The 21,288-nt window shown below is 63.1% G+C and carries 19 protein-coding genes; 7 read left to right on the top strand and 12 right to left on the bottom strand.

Features of this window, described 5'->3' with window-relative positions:
* Positions 1-116 precede the first annotated feature (116 nt).
* The gene (locus FA94_RS19660; protein ID WP_035554261.1) at positions 117-1,034 is read right to left on the bottom strand and encodes a DNA-3-methyladenine glycosylase family protein; all 918 of its coding nucleotides are present in this window, start codon (positions 1,032-1,034) and stop codon (positions 117-119) included.
* Positions 1,031-2,224 (bottom strand): bifunctional DNA-binding transcriptional regulator/O6-methylguanine-DNA methyltransferase Ada, encoded by a 1,194-nt coding sequence (gene ada / locus FA94_RS19655; RefSeq protein ID WP_035554260.1) that lies wholly within the window; start codon positions 2,222-2,224, stop codon positions 1,031-1,033. The genes FA94_RS19660 and ada overlap by 4 nt, the downstream gene beginning before the upstream one ends.
* 394 nt (positions 2,225-2,618) lie before the next feature.
* On the opposite strand from ada, the gene FA94_RS19650 reads away from it, so the two are divergent.
* Complete coding sequence (locus FA94_RS19650) at positions 2,619-3,044, top strand: VOC family protein (RefSeq protein ID WP_035554257.1); 426 nt, start codon at positions 2,619-2,621, stop codon at positions 3,042-3,044.
* A gap of 30 nt (positions 3,045-3,074) precedes the next feature.
* Here FA94_RS19650 and FA94_RS19645 read toward each other — a convergent pair whose 3' ends face one another.
* Positions 3,075-3,629 (bottom strand): YaeQ family protein, encoded by a 555-nt coding sequence (locus FA94_RS19645; RefSeq protein WP_035554255.1) that lies wholly within the window; start codon positions 3,627-3,629, stop codon positions 3,075-3,077.
* A 142-nt stretch (positions 3,630-3,771) separates the two neighbouring features.
* Positions 3,772-4,749 carry a LysR family transcriptional regulator gene (locus FA94_RS19640; RefSeq protein ID WP_035554253.1) on the bottom strand — a complete coding sequence of 326 codons (978 nt, stop codon included), beginning with the start codon at positions 4,747-4,749 and terminating at the stop codon, positions 3,772-3,774.
* A gap of 238 nt (positions 4,750-4,987) precedes the next feature.
* Here FA94_RS19640 and FA94_RS19635 point away from each other — a divergent pair, with 238 nt between their 5' ends.
* The 4 genes from FA94_RS19635 to FA94_RS19620 all read left to right on the top strand — a co-directional run bounded on the left by FA94_RS19635 (position 4,988) and on the right by FA94_RS19620 (position 10,511).
* Complete coding sequence (locus FA94_RS19635; RefSeq protein ID WP_035554252.1) at positions 4,988-5,992, top strand: arabinose ABC transporter substrate-binding protein; 1,005 nt, start codon at positions 4,988-4,990, stop codon at positions 5,990-5,992.
* A gap of 102 nt (positions 5,993-6,094) precedes the next feature.
* The gene (araG, locus tag FA94_RS19630) at positions 6,095-7,663 is read left to right on the top strand and encodes an L-arabinose ABC transporter ATP-binding protein AraG (RefSeq protein WP_035554250.1); all 1,569 of its coding nucleotides are present in this window, start codon (positions 6,095-6,097) and stop codon (positions 7,661-7,663) included.
* A 70-nt stretch (positions 7,664-7,733) separates the two neighbouring features.
* Positions 7,734-8,738 carry an L-arabinose ABC transporter permease AraH gene (araH, locus tag FA94_RS19625; RefSeq protein ID WP_035554248.1) on the top strand — a complete coding sequence of 335 codons (1,005 nt, stop codon included), beginning with the start codon at positions 7,734-7,736 and terminating at the stop codon, positions 8,736-8,738.
* Positions 8,739-8,777: 39 nt separating this feature from the next.
* Complete coding sequence (locus FA94_RS19620) at positions 8,778-10,511, top strand: IlvD/Edd family dehydratase (RefSeq protein WP_035554246.1); 1,734 nt, start codon at positions 8,778-8,780, stop codon at positions 10,509-10,511.
* A gap of 314 nt (positions 10,512-10,825) precedes the next feature.
* On the opposite strand, the gene sap1 is transcribed toward FA94_RS19620, so the two are convergent.
* The 5 genes from sap1 to FA94_RS19590 form a co-directional block, all read right to left on the bottom strand.
* Positions 10,826-11,164 (bottom strand): surface attachment protein Sap1, encoded by a 339-nt coding sequence (sap1, locus tag FA94_RS19615; RefSeq protein WP_035554244.1) that lies wholly within the window; start codon positions 11,162-11,164, stop codon positions 10,826-10,828.
* A gap of 445 nt (positions 11,165-11,609) precedes the next feature.
* Positions 11,610-12,152 carry a spermidine N1-acetyltransferase gene (gene speG / locus FA94_RS19610; protein WP_035554242.1) on the bottom strand — a complete coding sequence of 181 codons (543 nt, stop codon included), beginning with the start codon at positions 12,150-12,152 and terminating at the stop codon, positions 11,610-11,612.
* A 64-nt stretch (positions 12,153-12,216) separates the two neighbouring features.
* Positions 12,217-12,804: a hypothetical protein gene (locus FA94_RS38725; protein ID WP_156126676.1), complete on the bottom strand. Its 588-nt coding sequence runs from the start codon at positions 12,802-12,804 to the stop codon at positions 12,217-12,219.
* Between the two features lie 378 nt (positions 12,805-13,182).
* The gene (locus FA94_RS19595; RefSeq protein WP_035554237.1) at positions 13,183-13,608 is read right to left on the bottom strand and encodes an HIT family protein; all 426 of its coding nucleotides are present in this window, start codon (positions 13,606-13,608) and stop codon (positions 13,183-13,185) included.
* Between the two features lie 72 nt (positions 13,609-13,680).
* A complete protein-coding gene (locus tag FA94_RS19590; RefSeq protein WP_035554235.1) occupies positions 13,681-14,616 on the bottom strand; it encodes a GlxA family transcriptional regulator in 936 nt (311 codons plus the stop codon).
* Between the two features lie 182 nt (positions 14,617-14,798).
* On the opposite strand from FA94_RS19590, the gene FA94_RS19585 reads away from it, so the two are divergent.
* Entirely contained in the window at positions 14,799-15,611 is an 813-nt protein-coding gene (locus tag FA94_RS19585) for an SDR family NAD(P)-dependent oxidoreductase (RefSeq protein ID WP_035554233.1), read from the top strand.
* 23 nt (positions 15,612-15,634) lie between these two features.
* Here the strand turns inward: FA94_RS19585 and FA94_RS19580 are convergent, their stop codons facing one another.
* Entirely contained in the window at positions 15,635-16,162 is a 528-nt protein-coding gene (locus tag FA94_RS19580) for an Lrp/AsnC family transcriptional regulator (protein ID WP_035554231.1), read from the bottom strand.
* Positions 16,163-16,315: 153 nt separating this feature from the next.
* Here FA94_RS19580 and mdeB point away from each other — a divergent pair, with 153 nt between their 5' ends.
* Complete coding sequence (gene mdeB / locus FA94_RS19575; protein WP_035554229.1) at positions 16,316-19,069, top strand: alpha-ketoglutarate dehydrogenase; 2,754 nt, start codon at positions 16,316-16,318, stop codon at positions 19,067-19,069.
* A 4-nt stretch (positions 19,070-19,073) separates the two neighbouring features.
* Here the strand turns inward: mdeB and FA94_RS19570 are convergent, their stop codons facing one another.
* Positions 19,074-20,192 carry a diguanylate cyclase gene (locus FA94_RS19570; RefSeq protein WP_035554228.1) on the bottom strand — a complete coding sequence of 373 codons (1,119 nt, stop codon included), beginning with the start codon at positions 20,190-20,192 and terminating at the stop codon, positions 19,074-19,076.
* A 72-nt stretch (positions 20,193-20,264) separates the two neighbouring features.
* Positions 20,265-21,278, bottom strand: coding sequence for a chemotaxis response regulator protein-glutamate methylesterase (locus FA94_RS19565; protein ID WP_035554226.1), 1,014 nt, complete (start codon positions 21,276-21,278; stop codon positions 20,265-20,267).
* Positions 21,279-21,288 lie beyond the last annotated feature (10 nt).

The raw sequence follows: 21,288 nt of genomic DNA, 5'->3' as shown, positions 1-21,288 counted from the left end.
GGTCGACAACGTTCGGCGGAATTTTCAGTAGCGGGCACTTTAACATCTCGCCAGAACGGCTGCTTGAGGCCGCTTAGGCGGGCGTTTTCAGCGCCTGAATCTCCCCGCTCGCGCCGTCAACCGCCGCGTGCTCCGCCCGCCCGATCCGCAATCTCATTCCACAGATGCATGGCCGCGTAGGCGCGCCAGGGCCGCCATGCGTCGGTACGCGCACGCTGCTGCGTGGGCCGTACGAGCGAGGGATCGCGCGCGGTGATCGCTTGCATCAGCACGAGGTCCGACGCGGGCCACGCATCGGCGTCGCGCCATACGCGCATCGCGACGTATTCAACCGTCCACGGTCCGATGCCGGGCCTTGCGAGCAACGCGGCGCGTAACGTGGCGCTGTCGGCGGTTGTGCTGTCGACGGGTACTTCGCCGGTGGCGACCGCGTGCGCGAAACCCTGCAACGCGGCTACGCGTTTACCCGGCATGCCGATCTGCGCGAGATCCACCGCGGCCAACGCGGCAGGCGTCGGAAAACGCCACGCGGTGTTCTCATGCGGATGCCCTTCAATGCGCTCGCCGGCACGTTGCACCAACCGGCCGATGATCGTGGTCGCCGCCTTCACACTCACCTGCTGGCCGACGATCGCGCGCACCACCAGCTCGAAACCCGACCACGCACCGGGCACGCGCAGACCGGGCACGGCTTCGACCAAGGGCGCGAGCCACGGGTCCGCGGCGAGCTCGGCGGCGATTTTTTTCGGCTCGGCGCGTAGATCGAACATCTTCGCGATCGGCGCGGCGAGCGCATCGGCGTGACGGCTTGCCGGTCCGTCGATCGTCGCAACCAGACAGCGTTTGCGTGGATGCAGCCGCACGCTGAGCGTGCCGCTGTCGCCGGCCCAATCGATCGCGCGGCGATACGCGCCGTCTTCGACGGCTTCGACGCCGGGCGTCGCGCGTCCGCCGAAAAATCGCAGCAGACGCGGCCAGTCGAAGGGAGGTTTGAACGGTAGTTCGAGAGTTGCTACGTCTTCAAGCGTACTCACGCGACGTGATCCAGTTTGGTATGGGTGGGTTTGACACCGGCGCCGGCGCTTGCGCTTGCGTCGTCAGCGGTGCCTTGCTGGCGCAGGCGTGAATTGGACGAAACATGGCCGGCATGCTGCGCTTCATTATCGAGCAACGCCGCCTTGCGCGGCAGACCCCAGCGATAACCTGCCAGCGCCCCACCCTTCTGCACCACGCGATGACAAGGAATCGCCAGTGCGACCGGATTCGTCGCGCACGCACTCGCCACCGCGCGCACGGCACGCGGCGAGCCGACCGCTTCGGCGATGTCCGAATAGCTACGCGTCTCGCCGTACGGAATGCGCCGCAGCGCATCCCAGACGCGCTGCCGGAACGCGGTCGCGGCGATATCCAGCGGTAGATCGAAGTCCTGACGGCTGCCGCGCAAATACGCGTCGATCTGTGCGATGAACGGTGCGAGCCGGTCTGCGTCTTGCAGCAGATCGGCGTTGGCGAATTCGCCGCGCAGGTCGTCGGCGAGCATGGCTTCGTCGTCGCCGAAACCGATCTTGCAGATGCCTTTGTCCGTCGCGGCGACCAGCACGACACCGAGCGATGTCGGCGCGCACGCGTAACGCACGGTGAGCCCCGCGCCCTTGCGGCGATACGCGGACGGCGCCATGCCCAACTCGGCCGACGCGCTGTCATACATGCGCGACGGCGAGCCGAAGCCGGCGTCGAGCGTGGCGCGCGTGACGTCCGAGCCGCTTTGCAGTGCATCGCGCAATGCCGCGCCGCGCTGCGCCGCCTGATACTGACGCGGCGACACGCCCACCACCCGCTTGAACAGACGCTGAAGGTGAAACGGGCTGACGTGCACGGCGTCGCTCAGTTGCGCGAGCGTGAGACGCTGCTGCGGGTCGGCATCCAGCGCGGCGCAGGCACGATTGACGATGGCCAGTTCGCGCGGCAGACCGCCGGGCTGGCAGCGCTTGCAATCGCGAAAGCCCGCAGCGCGCGCGGCCGCGGCATCGGTGAAAAACGCCACATTCTCGCGACGCGGCTGGCGCGACGCGCACGACGGGCGGCAGAACACGCCAGTGGTTTTGACGGCGTAGAAGAACGCGCCGTCGGCCTGCGGCTCGCGGCGAGTGACGGCGTCCCAGCGGTCGTCGTCGGAAGTCCAGCTCACGGGGCCGGATGCGTGCTCGATAGGATTGCGGGTCATGAGGGTTCCGAATGGGCGATGTCGATGCTCAGCAATGTAGGCTGCCTGCCCCCACACTACGCCCCGGTTCTTGCTCTGTCATTGCGCTTCACCGTGGGCCGAAACGCCCGCCGGACGGTCGTTTTGCCGAAAACTGCGACAATTTGGCTCAATATCGGGTTTTCCCTTAAAAAGTTATTGCGTCGCACCAACCCTGTGTGTATATTAGTTCTTGTCTCCTCCATGTCTCCTCCTGATATGGATTCAGCCCGCTCCACATAGAGCGGGCTTTTTTTCGTCCATCGTTTCCCGATCCGGCCCCTCAGGCGGGCTTCACGCGCTCCGCTCGCGGCCGCGCCCTTTCTTCTACACTGGCGATTCCTCCGTTCCGCGAACCTGCCAAGGGGCGTTCGACATGAAAATCCACATTCGCGAGATCGACCACGTCGTCATTCGCGCGGCCGACGCCCAATCGATGGCGCGCTTTTACTGCGACGTGCTCGGTTGCAGCCTCGAAAAGGAACAGCGGGATCTGGGTCTGACGCAGTTGCGCGCGGGGCATTCACTGATCGACCTGTTGCAGGTCGGCGCGCGGCTCGATCACCCCGAAAACGGCGTGCCGGGCACCGGGCGGAATATGGATCATCTGTGTCTGCGCGTCGATCCGTTCGACGCCGACGCGCTCAAGGCGCATCTCACGGGGCACGGCGTCCGGCTGGGCGAACTGGGACTGCGCTACGGCGCGGACGGCTTTGGGCCGTCGCTGTATCTGTTCGACCCGGAAGGCAATATGGTCGAACTCAAAGGCCCGCCTGAAGCGGCGCGCATGACGTCGCTCTGAGCGTCAGGCGCCGCCGGCGTCAGGCCGACATCAAGCGTTGGCGGGCTCTTTCAACACCGTCCAGTCGATTTTCACCGCATCGGCGTCGGCGCTGCCGAGCCAGGCTTCGCCGTCCTGCACCGTGCATTGCAGCCGCATGGTCCGCGCGGCGAGCGAGCCGAGCGCCGTGGCGATATCTTCGCCGAGCGACCACACCGTCACGTTGCGCATGCGTTCCACCTTGCTACGCACGCCTTGCCACCAGATGTCCGACGTGCGGCCGCCGTAGGCGATCACGATCACCTCGTTCGAGCGACCGCTTGCCTTGGCAATGCGCCGTTCGTCCGGCTGACCGACTTCGATCCAGGTTTCGATCTGGCCAGTCAGGTCCTTCTGCCACAGATCCGGTTCATCCACATCGGACAAACCTTTGCAGAATTCGAGGCGTTCCTGCGCGAATAGCGCGAACGCGGCGACGCGGACCATCATCCGATCGTCGGTTTCCGAGGGATGGCGGGCGATCGTCAGCGCATGGTCGGCGTAATAGTGCCGGTCCATGTTGGCGATCTGCAGTTCCGCCTTGTAAATCGTCGATTTAAGAGCCATGCCGTTGCTAAACCAGGCGCTCGCTCCACCGGAGCGAACAGAAAAAGAATCGTCGACGGCGCGTTGCCGTTTTCCGTGTTTGTTGTACATCGTATGGTCCTCCCGCGCCGTCGGCCGGCTTCTGATACCACGGGAGAAGCATTTATCGCGCCACACCCGGCTCGAAAGCCGTGCCGTAGACCTCGCCGGCCGCGTCCCGTAAGGCGTCGAGCACGACACAGGCCGCGGGAGAAAGGAGATGCGACTGGCGCGTGATGATACCGAATGTATCCATCCTGTACGGTAAATCGATCGGTATACGCTTCAGGACACCGTACTGTTGGTACTGACGCGCCACTTCTTCCGGTAAAACCGCCAACATGTCGCTTTGCAACAGTAAGCTCGAAATCGCCAGAAAATTGTTCGTATTCACGACGTTTTGCGGCGGATTCAGTCCAATGTGCGAAAACATCAGATCAAAGCGATGACGCAACACGCTGCCCGGCGGATGCAAAACCCAGCTTGCGTTGACGATTCCCCGTAGTGTCAAACCTGTCTCATTTTCGAGAGGATGCCCGGGGCGTGCGACCACGCACAGCGGTTCGTCGGCGAGCGGTTCGTAGCTGACTTCCGCCTTGAACTGGTTCTGCCGCTCCAGAACGCGGCCAATCATGATGTCCAGCTCACCTTCGGCGAGCCGCGGCAGCATGACATCCGAGGTTTCCACTTCGGCCCAGATCTGCAACTGCGGATAGCGCTCTTTCACGCGGGAGATCGCGCGCGGCACCATCGTCGCGGCGGCCGCCGCGATCACGCCGATCCGCACCTGCCCCGCCAGACCGGCGCGCAACGCCGAAATCTCGTCGTGCGCGTGGCTCAGATTCGACAGCACCATGCGTGCGTGGCGAATCATCACTTCGCCATACAGCGTGGCGCGCATGCCGTGCGGCGTGCGGTCGAACAGGCTGACCTCCAGCATGTCCTCCAACTCCTTCAGCAAACGCGACGCCGCCGGCTGGGTCATGCCGAGCATGTCGGCGGCTCGCCGGACGTTGCCCTCCTCTTCCATAGCCGCGAGCAACTGCAATTGCCGCGTCTTCAGGCGCGCGCGGACGAACCAGTTCGAGTAGTTACGCGTCATGGCTTGTCTCCCAGACTTCCCGACGATTGGCACAAAACGGCTCAACGCTGTTCGCCGGCTCGTGAGCGCCGAGCAAGGCTTCATGATGCCATACCGGAATTGGTATCGGGTTGGCCTAAAAAGGGATTGGAAAGTTATCGGAGCCGCTCATACCATTCGTGGACTTTCTGAGCCGTTCCGCTTCGCCCCGCTGCCCATAAATCAAATCAACGCAGCACTACAACTTCAGGAGACAACCATGACCCGCAAGCTTCGTCGTTTGACGCTATCCGCGCTCGCCGCCGCCGCGCTCGCCGCGCCCTTCGCCGCCCAGTTTTCCGCGCACGCGGACCAGCCGCTCAAGGTCGGCTTCCTCGTGAAGATGCCGGAACAGGCGTGGTTCATCAACGAGCAGAAAGCGGCCTCCGCACTCGGTCAGAAAGACGGCTTCTCGGTGGTCAACATCGGCACGCCCGACGGCGAAAAAGTGCTCGCCGCGATCGACAACCTCGGTGCGCAAGGCGCGAGCGGCTTCGTGATCTGCGCACCCGACGTGCGCCTTGGCCCTGCGATTCAGGCCCGCGCGAAGCGCTACAACATGAAGTTCGTCACCGTCGACGATCAACTCGTCGACTCCACCGGCAAGCCGTTGCCGAACGTGCCGCATCTGGGCATGTCCGCGCTCAAGATCGGCAATCAGGTCGGTCAGGCGATCAGCGACGAAATGAAACGCCGTGGCTGGAAACCCGAAGAAGTCGGCGCGCTGCGCATCACGAACTACGAACTGCCGACCGCGAAGCTGCGCACCGATGGCGCGACGCAATCGCTGCTGGCCGGCGGCTTCAAGAAGGAAAACATCTTCGACGCCCCGCAGAAAACGACCGATGACGAAGGCGGTTTCAACGCTTCGTCGCCGGTGCTGGCGCAGCATCCGACCATCAAGAAGTGGGTGATCTTCGCGCTCAACGAGGAGAGCGTGCTGGGCGGCGTGCGCGCGACCGAGCAGTTGCATATTCCGGCGGCGGATGTGATCGGCGTCGGCATCAACGGCGCGGGCGAAGCGTTCGCCGAATTCCAGAAGAAAGAACCGACGGGCTTCTACGGCACGATCGCCGTGAGCTCGACGATGCACGGCAAGGAGAGCACGGAGAACCTCGTCGAGTGGATCAAGGACGGCAAGCAGCCGCCCGCCGATACGCAGACCACCGGCAAGCTGATGGTGCGCGGCAACTGGCAGGACGTGCGTAAAGAACTCGGCATTTAAGCGGGATTCGCGTTCGCACGCGGCGGGCCGTCTCTTGCGGATTCACGCGAGCGCGGCCTGCACCGGTTGGTTGTCTATCAGTTCGAGGTTTCGAGGTTTTCGATGACGGCTTCACCCAGTGAGTCTCACCTTGGCGAGACGGCGCTGCCGACGCAAGCGCCCTCGCCCGCAACGGCATTTGCGTCGTCGCGTCCTTATCTGCGACTCGACGGCATCACCGTGCGCTTTCCCGGCGTGCTCGCACTCGACCAGGTTTCGCTCGAAGTACGACGCGGCGAAGTGCATGGCTTGATGGGCGAAAACGGCGCCGGCAAATCGACGCTGCTCAAGGTGCTCTCCGGTGTGAATCAACCCGCTGCGGGCACGTTGTCGCTCGACGGCGTCGAGCAGCAATTCACCACGACGAAAGCGGCGATCGCGGCGGGCGTCGCGATCATCTATCAGGAACTGCATCTGGTGCCGGAGTTGACGGTCGCGGAAAACCTGATGCTCGGCGCACTGCCTAACCGTTTCGGCGTGCTCGACGAAAAGGCGCTGGTGGCGCGCGCGGTGCATGAACTCGAACGGCTCGGCGAGAAGATCGATCCGTCGCAACAGGTGAAGAATCTCTCGATCGGCCAGCGGCAAATGATCGAAATCGGCAAGGCGTTGATGCGCGACGCGCGCGTGATCGCGTTCGACGAGCCGACCAGTTCGCTGTCTTCGCGCGAAACCACGCAACTGTTCCGGATCATTCGCGCATTGAAGGCCGAAGGCCGCGCGATTATCTACGTCACGCATCGCATGGACGAAGTCTACGAGCTATGCGATCGCGTGACGGTGTTCCGCGACGGACGCCGCATCGATACGTTCGACGCCGGCGAAGGACTCGATCGCGATCGTCTGATCAGTTGCATGGTGGGCCGCTCGATTGCCGACGTGTACGGCTACCGCTCACGCGAACTCGGCGACGTGCAACTCGACGTCAAAGGATTGATGGGACGCGGCCTGCGTGAGCCGGCTTCGTTCTCCGCGCGCCGCGGTGAAATCGTCGGCTTTTTCGGCCTGGTCGGCGCGGGACGTTCCGAGTTGATGAAGCTGATCTACGGCGCGGTCAAACCGACAGCCGGCGACATCACGCTCAAGGGAAAAGCGGTGCGCTTCGCCACACCACGCGACGCAGTGCGCGCCGGTGTCGCGCTGTGTCCGGAAGACCGCAAGCAGGAAGGCATCGTTTCGATCGCGTCGGTGTCGGACAACCTCAACATCAGTTGCCGCCGTCACTTCAGCCGCTTCAACGTGCTCAACGGCCGCAAGGAAGCGCAGACCGCAAAAACCTTCATCGGCAAGCTCGCGATCAAGACGCGTAACGGCGACACGCCGATCGGCACGCTGTCCGGCGGCAATCAGCAGAAGGTGATTCTGTCGCGCTGGCTTGCCGAAGAGATCGACGTGTTTCTGATGGACGAACCCACACGCGGTATCGACGTCGGCGCGCGCAGTGAAATCTACGGCTTGCTGTATGGACTCGCCGAAGCGGGCCGCACGGTGATCGTCGTGTCGAGCGATCTCGCCGAAGTGATCGGCGTGGCGGATCGCGTGATCGTGATGAAGGAAGGCCGCATTGTCGGCGATCTGCCGAAGGCGCAGGCCACGCCGGACGCATTGATCAAGCTCGCGTTGCCGCGCTAACGGCAACCGGCCGCACCGCACCCGGCGAAACAAAGCAGGCGCATCGCGCCATTGAAACGGAACACACATCATGCAGACACCTTCAACCGACACCTCGACCGCCCCCGTCGTCGCCTCAGGTCTCAGCGCGCGCGCCGCGCGCACCTGGGATCTGATCAACAAGTCCGGCATCGTGATGGTGTTCGTGATTCTGTTCGCGGTGCTGTCGTTCACGGTGCCGGATTTTCTGAGCTCGCGAAACATTCAGGGCCTGCTGCTCTCGGTCACGCTGATCGGCTCGATCTCCGTAACGATGATGTTCGTGCTCGCGCTCGGCGAAGTGGATCTGTCGGTGGCGTCGATCGTCGCGTTCGCGGGCGTGGTGGCGTCCACGCTGATCACCGCGACGCATAGCGTGACGCTCGGCATTGCGGCCGGCGTGCTCGCGGGTGGCGCGGTCGGGCTGGTGAACGGCGTGCTGGTCGCGCGCTTCAAGATCAACTCGCTGATCGTCACGCTTGCGATGATGGAAGTCGTGCGCGGCCTCGCCTACATCACCTCGAACGGCGACGCGGTGATGATCTCCGAAGAACGTTTCTTCGACCTGGGCGGCGGTGCGTTCCTCGGTATTTCGTACCCGATCTGGAGCAACATCGTCGGCTTCGTCCTGTTCGGATTTTTGCTGAAGAAAACCGTATTCGGCAAGAACGTGCTGGCGGTCGGCGGCAATAGCGAGGCGGCCTTGCTGGCGGGCTTGCCGGTCACGCGGATCAAGATCACAGTGTTCGTATTGCAAGGCCTCGTGACGGGTTTTGCGGGCGTGATGCTGGCGTCGCGCATGAGTCTGGGCGATCCGAAAACTTCGGTCGGGCTCGAACTGGGTGTGATTTCCGCCTGCGTGCTCGGCGGCGTGTCGCTGACGGGCGGCGTCGCGACGATTTCCGGTGTGCTGGTCGGCGTGCTGATCATGGGTTCGGTGCAGGACGCCATGAGCCTGATGAACGTGCCGACCTTTTATCAGTACCTGATTCGCGGCGGGATTCTGCTGCTCGCGGTGCTGTTCGATCAGTTCCGCCGCAGCAAGCGCGTGCACTGACGCACGCCCTGCTCCCCCTCTTTGCCAACAGGAGATTTCATGGCTGATTCGAACCAGACTAAAAAGCCGCTGCGCAGCCAGGCGTGGTTCGGCCTCAAGGACCGCGATGGTTTTCTGCATCGCTCGTGGATGAAAAACCAGGGCATTCCGCACGACGAGTTCGACGGGCGTCCGGTGATCGGCATCTGCAACACGTGGTCCGAACTGACGCCGTGCAACGCGCACTTTCGCGAGCTCGCGGAGTACGTGAAAAAAGGCGTGCACGAAGCGGGCGGCCTGCCGCTCGAGTTTCCAGTGATGTCGCTCGGCGAGACCAATTTGCGGCCCACGGCGATGCTGTTTCGCAACCTCGCTTCAATGGACGTCGAGGAGTCGATTCGCGGCAATCCGATGGACGGCGTGATTCTGCTGGTCGGCTGCGATAAGACCACGCCCGCTCTGCTGATGGGCGCCGCGTCGTGCAATCTGCCGGCGCTGGCGGTGTCCGGTGGGCCGATGCTCAACGGCCGGTTTCGCGGCAAGCATATCGGTTCGGGCACGGGCGTCTGGCAGATGTCGGAGGAAGTACGCGCCGGCTCGATGACGCAGGAAGAATTCACCGAAGCCGAGTCGTGCATGAACCGCTCGCGTGGTCACTGCATGACGATGGGCACGGCGTCGACGATGGCGTCGATGGTCGAATCGCTCGGCATGGGCTTGCCGCACAACGCGGCGATTCCCGCCGTCGACGCGCGCCGTCAGGTGCTCGCGCATCTGGCGGGCCGGCGGATTGTCGACATGGTCCGCGAGGATTTGACCATGGACAAGATCCTCACACGCCAGGCGTTCGAAAACGCGATTCGCACGAACGCGGCGATCGGCGGCTCGACCAATGCCGTCGTGCATCTGATCGCGCTGGCCAAGCGGATTGGCGTGGAGTTGTCGCTGGAGGATTGGGAGCTGGGTTCGAACGTGCCGTGTCTGGTGAATCTGCAACCGTCGGGTGAATATCTGATGGAGGATTTTTACTACGCTGGCGGTTTGCCGGCGGTGTTGAAGCAAATGGGCGAACAAGGCCTGTTGCATCGCGAAGCGCTGACTGTCAACGGTAAAACGATCTGGGACAACGTGCGCAACGCGCCGAATCACGACGAGAAAGTCATCACCACGTTCGCCGAGCCGTTCAAGCCGAAGGCGGGCATCGCCGTGCTCAAGGGCAACCTCGCGCCGAATGGCGCGGTGATCAAGCCTTCGGCGGCGACGGCGGAGTTGCTCAAGCATCGCGGCCGCGCGGTCGTATTCGAGAACATCGAGGAACTGCACGCGAAGATCGACGACGAGTCGCTCGATATCGACGAGCATTGCATCATGGTGCTCAAGGGCGCGGGCCCGAAGGGCTATCCGGGTTTCGCGGAAGTCGGCAACATGCCGCTGCCGAAAAAGGTGCTGCAAAAAGGCATCACGGACATGGTGCGGATTTCCGACGGCCGCATGAGCGGCACGGCCTACGGCGCGGTGGTGCTGCACGTGTCGCCGGAAGCGGCCGCGGGCGGCCCGCTCGCGTTCGTGCAAACCGGCGACATGATCGAACTGGACGTCGAAGCACGCCGTCTGCACCTGGACGTCTCCGACGACGAACTCGCCCGCCGGCGCGCCGCATGGCAGCCGCCGGAGCCACCCAAACGCGGCTACTACAAGCTGTATGTCGAGCATGTCTTGCAAGCGGATCAGGGCGCGGACCTGGACTTCCTCGTCGGCTCGAGCGGCGCGGCGGTGCCGCGCGATTCGCATTGATCGCTGCGCTGAATGACGCGTTGACTCAAGAATGGATTGATTGAACCTGCGCTTTGCGAGAAGGCGTACTGCCGATGTGGGCCGATAGGCCGCATCGGCTTTTTTGTCCGCGTCCGCTTCAGTTCGGCGTCAAAGCGTTAACCCGTAAAAAACGCCACGCACAAAATAAAATCGGCCGGGCACATAATGCCCGGCCGATCTATTACTCACAGGTCCACCGCCTCCGGCTTTTAACAGTCAGAGAATCTAATTGTCCGACACAACAACTCATTCCGGCGTGATGCCGGAATGACGGCGTTCAGCTTATTTTCAGTTTATTGTTTGATAAAGCGATCGTTTGCCCAGAGGCCTTCCGTATCGCTATTGCCGGAATTCACGAACTCGACGTCGTGGCCGACTACGCGCACCACGCGGAAGCTCGAATTTTCCGGCGTCGAAACGCATTGATATCCGGAGAAGAATTCCTGCATTTTCTGCTGTTCGCCGGCCTGGGCATGCACATCGGCGGCGTCGAGTTTATCTTTCGACAGACAGCCGTACGCATTGGCTTTGAACTGAATGGTTTGCTGCGGCTTGATCATGACGTCTTGCGCCTGAACAGTCGCGGCAGCCAATCCCGCAATGGCGAAAACAAGGGCGATTCGCGTTTTCATATTTTCCTCCGGTGCGGGCCGGGAATACTCTGGTTAGCTATGTATTTAACTTTAACGTCCCACCCGCAACTTGCACTTTAGGAGAATGGCGAAGAACAACAAGCACATCTTGTGTGCGGTCGCAACAGTGGCGAATTGTCGCACCATGCGCCATGGCTGCTTAAACATTGAGCAGCCGCTTAAATGATTGGAATGGCGGTGGATAACTGACAGGCAAGCAGGGCACGCCGCTTTAACCAGTAAAGCTTTGCGGCGCGTATCGGCGTAAACGAGTAGCACCAATTAAGCGATTTACTACATTTAATTCGCGCACTTGGTGCATTGCACACAAAGTCATTCAGACGATCAATGAAAAATCGCGAAATAACGGTGTACGTGCAGAAGATAAACAATGCCAGGCTGAGTCGCCGGTGCGCGTCAGCGACATCCGGCAACCCTCGCGCGCTCACTTTTCGCGCTGCTTCGACGCGAAGAACTGCGCCTGGAACAGGCACATGCGCAACGCGTTGTGATAGCTGCCGTTGCCGAAAAACTCCTCGATCAACTCGGCCTCGTGGCGGAAGCCGCACTTCTCGTAGACGTGGATTGCCGCGGTATTCGACTTGTCCACAATCAGGTAGACCTTGCGCAGATTCAGCACCGAAAACGCATAGTCGATCGCGAGTTGAGTCGCGACGGTCGCGTAGCCGCGGCCCTGAGCGTGAGGCGCGATGATGATCTGGAACTCGCCGCGCCGGTGAATATAGTCCAGTTCGATCAACTCGACGACGCCGACGGTCTGCCCTTCGTTGTCGATCGCGACGAAGCGGCGCTCGCGCAGATCGTGCACGTGCTGGTCGTACAGTTGGGTCAGTTCGGAGAAGGTTTCGTACGGCTCCTCGAACCAGTAACGCATGATCTTCGCGTTGTTGTTGACTTCGTGCACAAAGCGCAGATCGGTGCGCTCGAGTGGGCGCAAGGTGAGGTCGTTGCTGCGTTCGGTGGTCATGAGATTCCCCTTGAGAATTATTGGTCTAGGCGCGCGAGGCCGGTGACGGCGCATCAAGCGCGCGCTAGTTAGTCAGGGCGCGTAGCCGGGAGTTCGTAAAGCGTGCCAGCGCGGTGCGACCTATCCACGCGGCGAACCGAGGCGGCGCGCGGGTTTGGCGCGGGCGGGGCGTCGCGTTGTCGCAGGTGGCCTGCCGCGTGTTTATGCGTGGCGCGACACCGTTCGGGCACATGCGGTGCTCTACAATGAAATCTTGCTCCTGCGATCGGAGGCCACCGTGATCGAGCACTTGATTCTGGGCGTTTTTCTGGTGATTCCGCTGCTTATCGTCGCGTTTCTTTTCTCCGACGAATTGTGGCAAGAACACCGCCATCTGCACGAGATGCGACCCGCGCACGTTAAACCGCGGCGCATCGACTGGCGGCATCCGTTGCGCCGCACGCGGCATCGGCTTTAATGCGCGGGCTTTGACTGGCCGCTGATCCTCCTGGGTGCTGCACAGCACGAATCGACGGTGCCGTTTTAGAATGACGGCCCGTTGAACAGGAGGTGTTGTGCGCAAACTGATGTCTTTGATGCTGCTGGCGGCCACCGCCGCGGCCTTCGTGCCGGCGGCTGCCGAGGCGCATTCCCATTCCCGGGTGGTGTGCAAACGCGTGTGGGTGCATGGTCGGCTGGTGAAGCGCTGCCGTCGCGTGCCGCCGCCGCATCATTACCCCCATCATCGTCGGCCGCCGCCGCATCATGGCCCGGCGCCGTATCACCGTTGATGCATCACGAACCCGCCGCGCGCGGGTTTTTTTATGCAGGGCGCCCGAGACCGGCAGCACGGCGCGTGCAAATACGTGCCGCCAATAAAAAAGCCTGCCGTTTCGGGCAGGCTGAAAAAGAGATCCACACTCAATGCCTTGCGGGTACACAAGGCAGAGATAAGTCTAACTTGTGAACGCGCGCCGCTGGTTTCACCGGCTTTTACAGTTATTACGGCGCAATACGCGGCGTTCAGCTTCGAGCGATGCTTCAGGCCGCCTCAATCGGCACGCCAATGAGCGCGAATCCGTTGGGCGAGGGCTTCGAGCGTATCCGCGTCGGCGACCTCGCGCGCGTGCATGCGCAGCGGCTGGCCGTCCCAGCGCGGAATCACGTGAAAGTGCACATGCGGCACCGTTTGACCGGCCGCCTCGCCATTGAACTGGCCGATAAACACGCCGTCGGGCCGCAAGGCCGCGCGCACGGCGATTGCCAGCTTCTGCGTCATGCGCATGCAGGCCACCGTCGACGCATCCGACAGCTCGAAAATCTCCACGACCGCCTCTTTCGGCACCACCAGCAAATGGCCGTCCGCTTGCGGCATCAGATCCATGAAGGCCAGCGCCGTACTGGTTTCCGCGACTTTGATGCAGGGTAGTTCGCCACGCAGAATCCTCGCGAAGGGATTGCTGTTGTCGTAGTTCATCACGCTTCCTTTCCTGGGTTGCAGGGACAGTTCGAGGGATGCCGCATTCGCCTCTATTGTCCGCCTCGACTGTTACAGCGCGCGGGCCGCGCGCTTGATTGCCTGCGGTGGTTGGCCATACGCCCGCAGAAAGGCGCGCCGCATTCGTTCGGTGTCGACGAAACCGGTGTCGACGGCGACGGCTTCCATTGAATGGCGGCCGGCCTCCAGCATGGCGCGCGCGGCCTCCACACGCAACGCTTCAATCGCTTTGGCGGGCGATTGACGGGTTTCGTCGCGAAACGCGCGGCTGAATTGCCGCGGGCTCAGATGCGCGACGTCGGCGAGTTGTTCGACCGTCAACGGCTCGCGCAGATGGTTCTTGGCATACGACAGCGCGCTCTGGATGCGATCGGATTTCGGCTCGAGATCGAGCATGGCCGAAAACTGCGACTGGCCGCCGGTGCGCCGGTGATACACCACGAGCTTCCTGGCGATCGCGCGCGACACCGCCGTGCCAAGATCGTTTTCAACCAGCGCCAGACAAAGATCGATGCACGCCGTCATGCCGGCGGACGTCCACACGGAGCCGTCGACGATAAAAATGCGGTCGTCGTCGACCCGCGCGCCGGGAAAGCGCCGTTGCAGCTCGCCCGCATAGGCCCAGTGCGTGGTGGCATGGCGGCCGTCGAGAATCCCGGCTTCCGCCAGCACGAAGGCGCCGGTGCAGATGCTGGTGGTGCGGCGCGACGCAGCGAGCGCGTCGTTCAGAAACGCCAGCATGCCGGGCGACGACGGCGCGATCTCCATGGCGCCTGTCACGACCACCGTGTCGTAGGTGGGATCGCCGAATGGTCGCGAGACGACCTCGACGCCGGACGAGCTGCGCACCGTGCCGCCGAGTTCGGAAATCACCTCGACCTGATATTCGGGCTGCCCAGCCACCAGGTTAGCCAGTTCGAACACCGAGATCGCGACCATATCGAGGATCTGGAAGCCCGGAAAAACCACCACGCCGACGTGTCTCATTGCGATGTCCTAAAACGAGGTAATTACGACATTTGAGACGAAAGACTACGCGTCTAGACTTGCCTCGTCAACCTGCAGTGCGCGATGAAAACGGCACGGCAGCGGCGGTTTCCGGTTTTTCCCTTCATCTGAATCTGACAGGGCACAGGCGCAAAGCGCCACGCCCGCGAGGAGCGCTTCAAATGGCAACGCAAGCAGGCAACAAAGGAACAGCATTGGTTACAGGCGCATCGTCGGGCATCGGCGCGGTGTATGCGGATCGCCTCGCACGGCGCGGCTACGACCTGATCCTCGTCGCACGGGATGTCACCCGGTTGAACGGTTTGGCCGACCGTCTGAAGCAGGCCACCGGTCGCAGCGTCGAGACCATCGGCGCGGATCTGACCGTGAAGGCCGATACGCGCCGCATCGAAGACCGGTTGCGCGTGGACCAGAACATCACGATGCTGGTCAACAACGCGGGCGTCGGCGCGACGGCGTCGCTGATCGATTCCGATGTCGACTCGCTCGAGCAGATGATCGAGCTGAACGTGACCGCGCTCACGCGGTTGACGGCGGCGGCCGTGCCGGGTTTCGTCGCGCGCGGCAAAGGGATTCTGATCAATGTGTCGTCGGTCGTGGCGTTGTCGCCGGAGATGTTGAACGGCACGTATAGCGGTACCAAGGCCTATGTCCTGAATCTGACGCAGTCGCTGCAGCACGAAGTGGGCGACAAGGGCGTGCAGTTGCAGGCGGTGTTGCCGGGCGCGACCAGCACGGCGTTCTGGGACCGTGCCGGACTCGCGGTCGAGCATTTGCCCGCGCAGATCGTCATGACCGCCGAAGACATGGTGGACGCGGCGCTCGCCGGTCTGGACCAGGGCGAACTCGTGACGATTCCGTCGTTGCCGGACGCCGCGGATTGGGAGCGTTTCAACACCGCGCGCCAGCATTTGCAGCCGAATCTGTCGCACAAGCTGCCGGCCGCTCGTTACGCGAGCGCCAAGGCGGCTTGAAGAAGGCTGTACGGCGCGGCGCCCTAGCGCCAATCCGTCGCCACGTCGTCGGGATCGACCAGCGTCAATCCCGACGACGGCAACGGCAACGCCGTCTTATAGCGCACCTGCTTGAGCGCAAAACTCGAACGGATATTGGAAATACCCGGAATCTTCGTCAAATGATCGACGATGAAGCGCTCGAGCGTCTGCATATCCGGCATCACGACGCGCAACAGATAATCGGCGTCGCCCGTCATCAGATAACACTCCATCACCTCGGGCCGCTCCGAAATCGCCTGCTCGAAACGCTGCAGCGCGTCTTCCACCTGCTTTTCCAGACTCACCTGAATAAACACGTTGATGCGCAGCCCGAGCCGTTCCGGATTGAGCAGCGTGACCTGCTGCTTGAACAGGCCCAGCTTTTCGAGCGCGCGTACGCGGTTGAAGCACGGCGTCGGCGACAGATTCACCGAGCGCGCCAGATCCGCATTGGTGATGCGCGCGTTCTGCTGCAACTGGCTCAGGATGCCGATGTCGATACGGTCTAGCCGGCGGGGTGGCGTCGTCATAGATGAAATATTCCGTGTGGGCGGCGAATTTCGGAATAAATAGCCTATCGCAGCGGACGATCACAAGCAATTCAGACGCTCATTTTGCGACCTCATGGTTACCATTGACTCACTCGATCTTGAGCCGAACGCGTCGATTGCGGGAGTGGTGCCATGACGGATTTGTCCAACGGTAATGAGCAGGTGCGGGCGTTGAATGTGCAGCAAGTCGGCGGCGCGGAGCAGGCGGACGACGATCCGCAGGAAACCGCCGAATGGCTCGACGCGCTCGATGCGGTGGTCGAACACGTCGGTCGCGACCGCGCGCAGTTCCTGTTCGACAAGCTGGCGAGCCACGCGCTGTCGCTCGGTGTCGAATCGGCACGCACCAACGTCACGCCGTACCAGAACACGATCCCGGTTGAGCAGCAGCCGCGCTATCCGGGCAACCTCGAACTCGAGGAACGGCTCGCCGCCGCCTTGCGCTGGAACGCACTCGCCATGGTGGTGCGCGCGAACAAGGCCTACGGCGAACTCGGCGGTCATATCGCGAGTTATGCGTCGGCGGCGGATCTGTTCGAAGTCGGCTTCAACCATTTTTTCCGCGCGGCGGCGCCGGGCGGAGAGGCGGGCACTGGCGACCTCGTGTACTTCCAGCCGCATTCGTCGCCGGGCGTGTATGCGCGGGCTTACCTCGAAGGCTTCCTGTCCGAGGAGAACCTGCAGCATTACCGGCGCGAGATCGGCGGCCCGGGTTTGTGTTCGTATCCGCATCCGTGGCTGATGCCGGACTTCTGGCAGTTCCCGACCGGCTCGATGGGCATCGGCCCGATCAACGCGATTTACCAGGCGCGCTTCATGCGCTACCTGGCCAACCGCGGCCTCGCACAAACCGAAGGCCGCAAGGTGTGGGGCTTCTTCGGTGATGGCGAGATGGACGAGCCCGAATCGACCGGCGCGCTCTCGCTCGCCGCGCGTGAGGGGCTCGACAATCTGGTGTTCGTGATCAACTGCAACCTGCAGCGTCTCGACGGCCCGGTGCGCAGCAACGGCCGCATCGTCGACGAACTGGAGGCGCATTTCATCGGCGCCGGCTGGAACGTGATCAAGGTGCTGTGGGGCTCGGACTGGGACGCATTGTTCTCGCGCGACCGCACCGGCGCCTTGCTGCGCGCGTTCGCGCAAACCGTCGACGGTCAGTTCCAGACCTTCTCGGCGAACGACGGCGCGTACAACCGCGAGCGCTTCTTCGGCCAGAACCCGGAGTTGGCCGCGCTCGCCGCGCAATTGAGCGACGACGATATCGACCGTTTACGACGCGGCGGTCACGACGTGCGCAAACTGCACGCGGCCTACGCGAAGGCGTTGGCCCATCAAGGCCAGCCGACGGTGATCCTCGCGAAGACGATGAAGGGCTTCGGCATGGGCACCGCGGGGCAGGGCCGCATGACCACGCATCAACAGAAGAAACTCGATTTCGATGACCTGAAGGCGTTTCGCGACCGTTTCCGCCTGCCGCTGACGGACCACGACGTCGAACAGGTGAAGTTTTACCAACCCGCAGCGGACAGCCCGGAAATGCAGTACCTGCATGCTCGCCGGGCGGCTCTTGGAGGCTATCTGCCCAGAAGGCGGAGAGTCGCATCGACGGGGCTGATCGTCCCGCCGGTGTCCTCTTGGGGGCAATTCGCGCTGGAGTCGAACGGCCGCGAGATGTCCACGACCATGGCGCTGGTGCGCATGCTGACCGCGCTGCTGAAGGACAAGGAAGTCGGCCAGCGCGTCGTGCCCATCGTCGCCGACGAGGCGCGCACCTTCGGCATGGCGAACATGTTCCGGCAGGTCGGCATCTATTCGCCGCTCGGGCAGTTGTACGAGCCGGAAGACCTCGGCTCGATGCTGTACTACCGCGAGGACACGCAAGGCCAGATTCTCGAGGAAGGCATTTCGGAGGCGGGCGCGGTGTCGTCGTGGGTCGCGGCGGCGACGTCGTACAGCGTGCACGATCTGCCGATGCTGCCGTTCTACATCTACTACTCGATGTTCGGTTTCCAGCGCATCGGCGATCTGATCTGGGCGGCGGCCGATCAACGCGCGAGAGGTTTTCTGATCGGCGCGACCTCGGGCAAGACGACGCTCGGCGGCGAAGGTTTGCAGCATCAGGACGGGTCGAGTCATCTGGCGGCATCGACGATTCCGAATTGCCGCGCGTACGATCCGGCGTTCGCGTACGAGCTTGCCGCGATCGTCGACGAGGGCATGCGCGAGATGGTCGAGGCACAGCGCGACGTGTTCTATTACGTCACTGTGATGAACGAAAACTACCCGCAGCCTTCGGTGCCGGATAGCGATTGGACGACGCTGAGGGAAGGGATTCTGAAGGGCATCTACGCGCTGGGCGCTCAGCAGGACAGTGCCGCGAACGCCAGGGTGCAGTTACTCGGCGCGGGCGCGATTCTCGGCGAAGTGATCGCGGCGCAGCAGATGTTGAAGGACGACTGGCAGATCGACGCCGCCGTGTGGAGCGTGACGAGCTTCACCGAGTTGCAGCGCGACGGGATGGCGGCGGAGCGGCTTGCGCGTCTCGGCAACGGCACCGATACCGATGCAGACACGCCCTACGTCACGCAAGCGCTCGCCGCATCGCAAGGTCCGATCATCGCCGCAACGGACTACGTGCGCGCGGTGCCCGAACTGATTCGCGCCTACGTGCCGCGCCGCTACGTGACGCTCGGCACCGATGGTTTCGGCCGCAGCGATACGCGCCAGGCGCTGCGCGAATTCTTCGAAGTGGACCGCCGCTCCATCGTGATCGCTGCACTGAAGGCGCTGGTGGACGAGGGCGCCATCGAGGCCACGGTACTCGCCGAAGTGCGCGCCCGCTATCGGGGTGACGCAGCGCCCGGCGCCGCGTCCTGGCAACGCTGAACGATCAGTCGCTCACCGCGACCTGATTTTTCCCGTCCCGCTTGGCGCGATACAGGCCGATGTCGGCGGCTTCGATCAGCTTGGTCACCGGCTCGGCCGCTGACGGCACCAGCGTCGCCGCGCCGATGCTGATCGTCACCACGCCGCTCGCGGAGCCCGCATGCGGAATCATGAGCCCTTCGATCGCGATGCGGATCTTCTCGGCAAGCAGCCGCAAGCCGCCCGACGACGTGCCCGGCAGCACCACCGCGAACTCTTCGCCGCCGAAGCGCGCTGCGAGATCCGGCGAGCGTCCCAGGCAGGCTTCGACGGTTTGCGCGACGCGCTTCAGCACTTCGTCGCCAGCCACGTGGCCGTAGGTGTCGTTGTAGGCCTTGAAGTTATCCACATCGATCATCAGAAAGCCGAGGCCGGTTTTATCGCGCATGGCGCGGCGCCATTCGGCGGCCAGATACTGATCGAGGTAGCGGCGATTCGACAGCCCCGTCAACCCGTCCGAATGCGTGAGCCGCTGCAACTCCAGATTGGTCGCGAGCAACTGCTGTTGCGACTGACGCAGCGCCTGATACGCCTCGTCGCGTTGCAGCAGGTTCAGATACGAGCGCGAGTGATAACGAATCCGCGCGATCAACTCGATGCGGTCCGGCAGCTTCACCAGATAGTCGTTGGCGCCGGCAGCGAATGCCGCGCTTTTCACCAGCGGCTCTTCCTTGGTCGACAGCATGATGATCGGAATGTCGCGCGTGGCCGGATTCTGGCGGTACTGACGCACCAGCGTGAGGCCGTCGGTGCCCGGCATCACCAGGTCTTGCAGGATCACGGTGGCGCGCGTTTCGTCGGCGCAGCGCACCGCCTCTTCGGGCGACGCGCAGTAATGGAAATCGACGCTCGACTCGCCGGCCAGCGCCAGCCGGATCGCTTCGGCGATGATCGCCTGGTCGTCGACCAGCAACACCATGATCGGGCATTCGGCAGCCGGCGGATTACCGAGGATGCGGGCCAACGCGTCGTCAACGGCGAGATTGGGGGCGTCCTCCGCTTCCAACGCTTGCGCCTGCGCGTTCGCGTCGTCTTCTGCGAGGTCCTGCGCGGCGGCGTTCCGATGCGGTTTAGGAGTGTCCATGATGTTCAGCCAGAATGAATGTCAGTGAATCGAAACGTGCTCAGATGCGGTCGCGCGGACAGTGTGCGCCAATCACGCGCTGATCGCAGCCGCGAGTGCAGTAGCAATCCTCGGTAAAGGCAGAATCCTGACGGCGGCGTCGAGCGCGGCCGCCGCTTTCGGCATGCCGTACACGGCGCACGTCGCCTCGTCCTGCGCGATCGTGTGATAGCCCTTGGTGCGCATTGCCTTGAGACCGATTGCGCCGTCGCGACCCATACCGGTCAGCAGCACGCCGACCGCGCGCGCCGGCCAGCGTGCCACCACGCTGTGAAAAAACACGTCGACGGACGGGCGGTACGGCGTTTCTTCCGGCACCCGTGTGTAGCCGAGCACGTTCGGCAACTTGAGGTGCAGGTGATCGTCGGTGGCGGCGAGCAGCACGAGGCCCGCTTGCGGCCGGTCGCCTTCGCGGGCGATCCGCACCGGCAACGCCGATTGCTGGTTCAGCCAGTCGGCCATGCCGGCCGCGAACGCCGCGTCAACGTGCTGCACGATCACGGTCGCCGCCGGAAAATCTTTCGGCAGACCGGCGAGCAAGGTTGCGAGCGCGGCGGGACCGCCCGCCGATGCGCCGATCGCCACCAGCGGCGTATCGCTGTTCGTCGCGCTGACGGGTGTGCCGGCAGCTGCCGCGCCGGGTGCGATGCGCTCCTTGACCAGCGCGCCGATGCGGTCGATTTTCGCGATCAGCGTGGCGATGCTTTTGTGCGCGTCGGGCCCGCTCAGCGACGGCGTATCGACGGCGTCGAGGGCGCCCGCGCCCATCGCTTCATAGACGCGCCACGCGTTCGCGCCGACGTCGACGGTCACGATCAGGATCGCGCACGGCGCACGCGCCATGATGCGGCGCGTAGCTTCGATGCCGTCGACGTTCGGCATCACCAGGTCCATCAGCACGATGTCGGGCCGCTGCGCGGTGCAGAAATCGACCGCCTGCTGTCCGTCTTGCGCGACCCATAGCACGTCGTAGTCGTGGCGCGCCGCGAGTGCGCGGCGCAGCGCCTCGATGGCGAGCGGCATGTCGTTGACGATTCCGATTTTCATCCGTTTTACC

Source organism: Burkholderia sp. 9120 (assembly GCF_000745015.1).
Taxonomy (GTDB): Bacteria; Pseudomonadota; Gammaproteobacteria; order Burkholderiales; family Burkholderiaceae; genus Paraburkholderia.
Note: the sequence above shows the minus strand (reverse complement) of the source record. Positions and strands in the feature narration are given on the sequence as shown.

Coding starts and splice junctions, on each gene's coding strand:
- ada (WP_035554260.1), bottom strand. CDS start 2,224: ATGACCCGCAATCCTATCGAGCACGCATCCGGCCCCGTGAGCTGGACT.
- FA94_RS19650 (WP_035554257.1), top strand. CDS start 2,619: ATGAAAATCCACATTCGCGAGATCGACCACGTCGTCATTCGCGCGGCC.
- FA94_RS19645 (WP_035554255.1), bottom strand. CDS start 3,629: ATGGCTCTTAAATCGACGATTTACAAGGCGGAACTGCAGATCGCCAAC.
- FA94_RS19640 (WP_035554253.1), bottom strand. CDS start 4,749: ATGACGCGTAACTACTCGAACTGGTTCGTCCGCGCGCGCCTGAAGACG.
- FA94_RS19635 (WP_035554252.1), top strand. CDS start 4,988: ATGACCCGCAAGCTTCGTCGTTTGACGCTATCCGCGCTCGCCGCCGCC.
- araG (WP_035554250.1), top strand. CDS start 6,095: ATGACGGCTTCACCCAGTGAGTCTCACCTTGGCGAGACGGCGCTGCCG.
- araH (WP_035554248.1), top strand. CDS start 7,734: ATGCAGACACCTTCAACCGACACCTCGACCGCCCCCGTCGTCGCCTCA.
- FA94_RS19620 (WP_035554246.1), top strand. CDS start 8,778: ATGGCTGATTCGAACCAGACTAAAAAGCCGCTGCGCAGCCAGGCGTGG.
- sap1 (WP_035554244.1), bottom strand. CDS start 11,164: ATGAAAACGCGAATCGCCCTTGTTTTCGCCATTGCGGGATTGGCTGCC.
- speG (WP_035554242.1), bottom strand. CDS start 12,152: ATGACCACCGAACGCAGCAACGACCTCACCTTGCGCCCACTCGAGCGC.
- FA94_RS19595 (WP_035554237.1), bottom strand. CDS start 13,608: ATGAACTACGACAACAGCAATCCCTTCGCGAGGATTCTGCGTGGCGAA.
- FA94_RS19590 (WP_035554235.1), bottom strand. CDS start 14,616: ATGAGACACGTCGGCGTGGTGGTTTTTCCGGGCTTCCAGATCCTCGAT.
- FA94_RS19585 (WP_035554233.1), top strand. CDS start 14,799: ATGGCAACGCAAGCAGGCAACAAAGGAACAGCATTGGTTACAGGCGCA.
- FA94_RS19580 (WP_035554231.1), bottom strand. CDS start 16,162: ATGACGACGCCACCCCGCCGGCTAGACCGTATCGACATCGGCATCCTG.
- mdeB (WP_035554229.1), top strand. CDS start 16,316: ATGACGGATTTGTCCAACGGTAATGAGCAGGTGCGGGCGTTGAATGTG.
- FA94_RS19570 (WP_035554228.1), bottom strand. CDS start 20,192: ATGGACACTCCTAAACCGCATCGGAACGCCGCCGCGCAGGACCTCGCA.
- FA94_RS19565 (WP_035554226.1), bottom strand. CDS start 21,278: ATGAAAATCGGAATCGTCAACGACATGCCGCTCGCCATCGAGGCGCTG.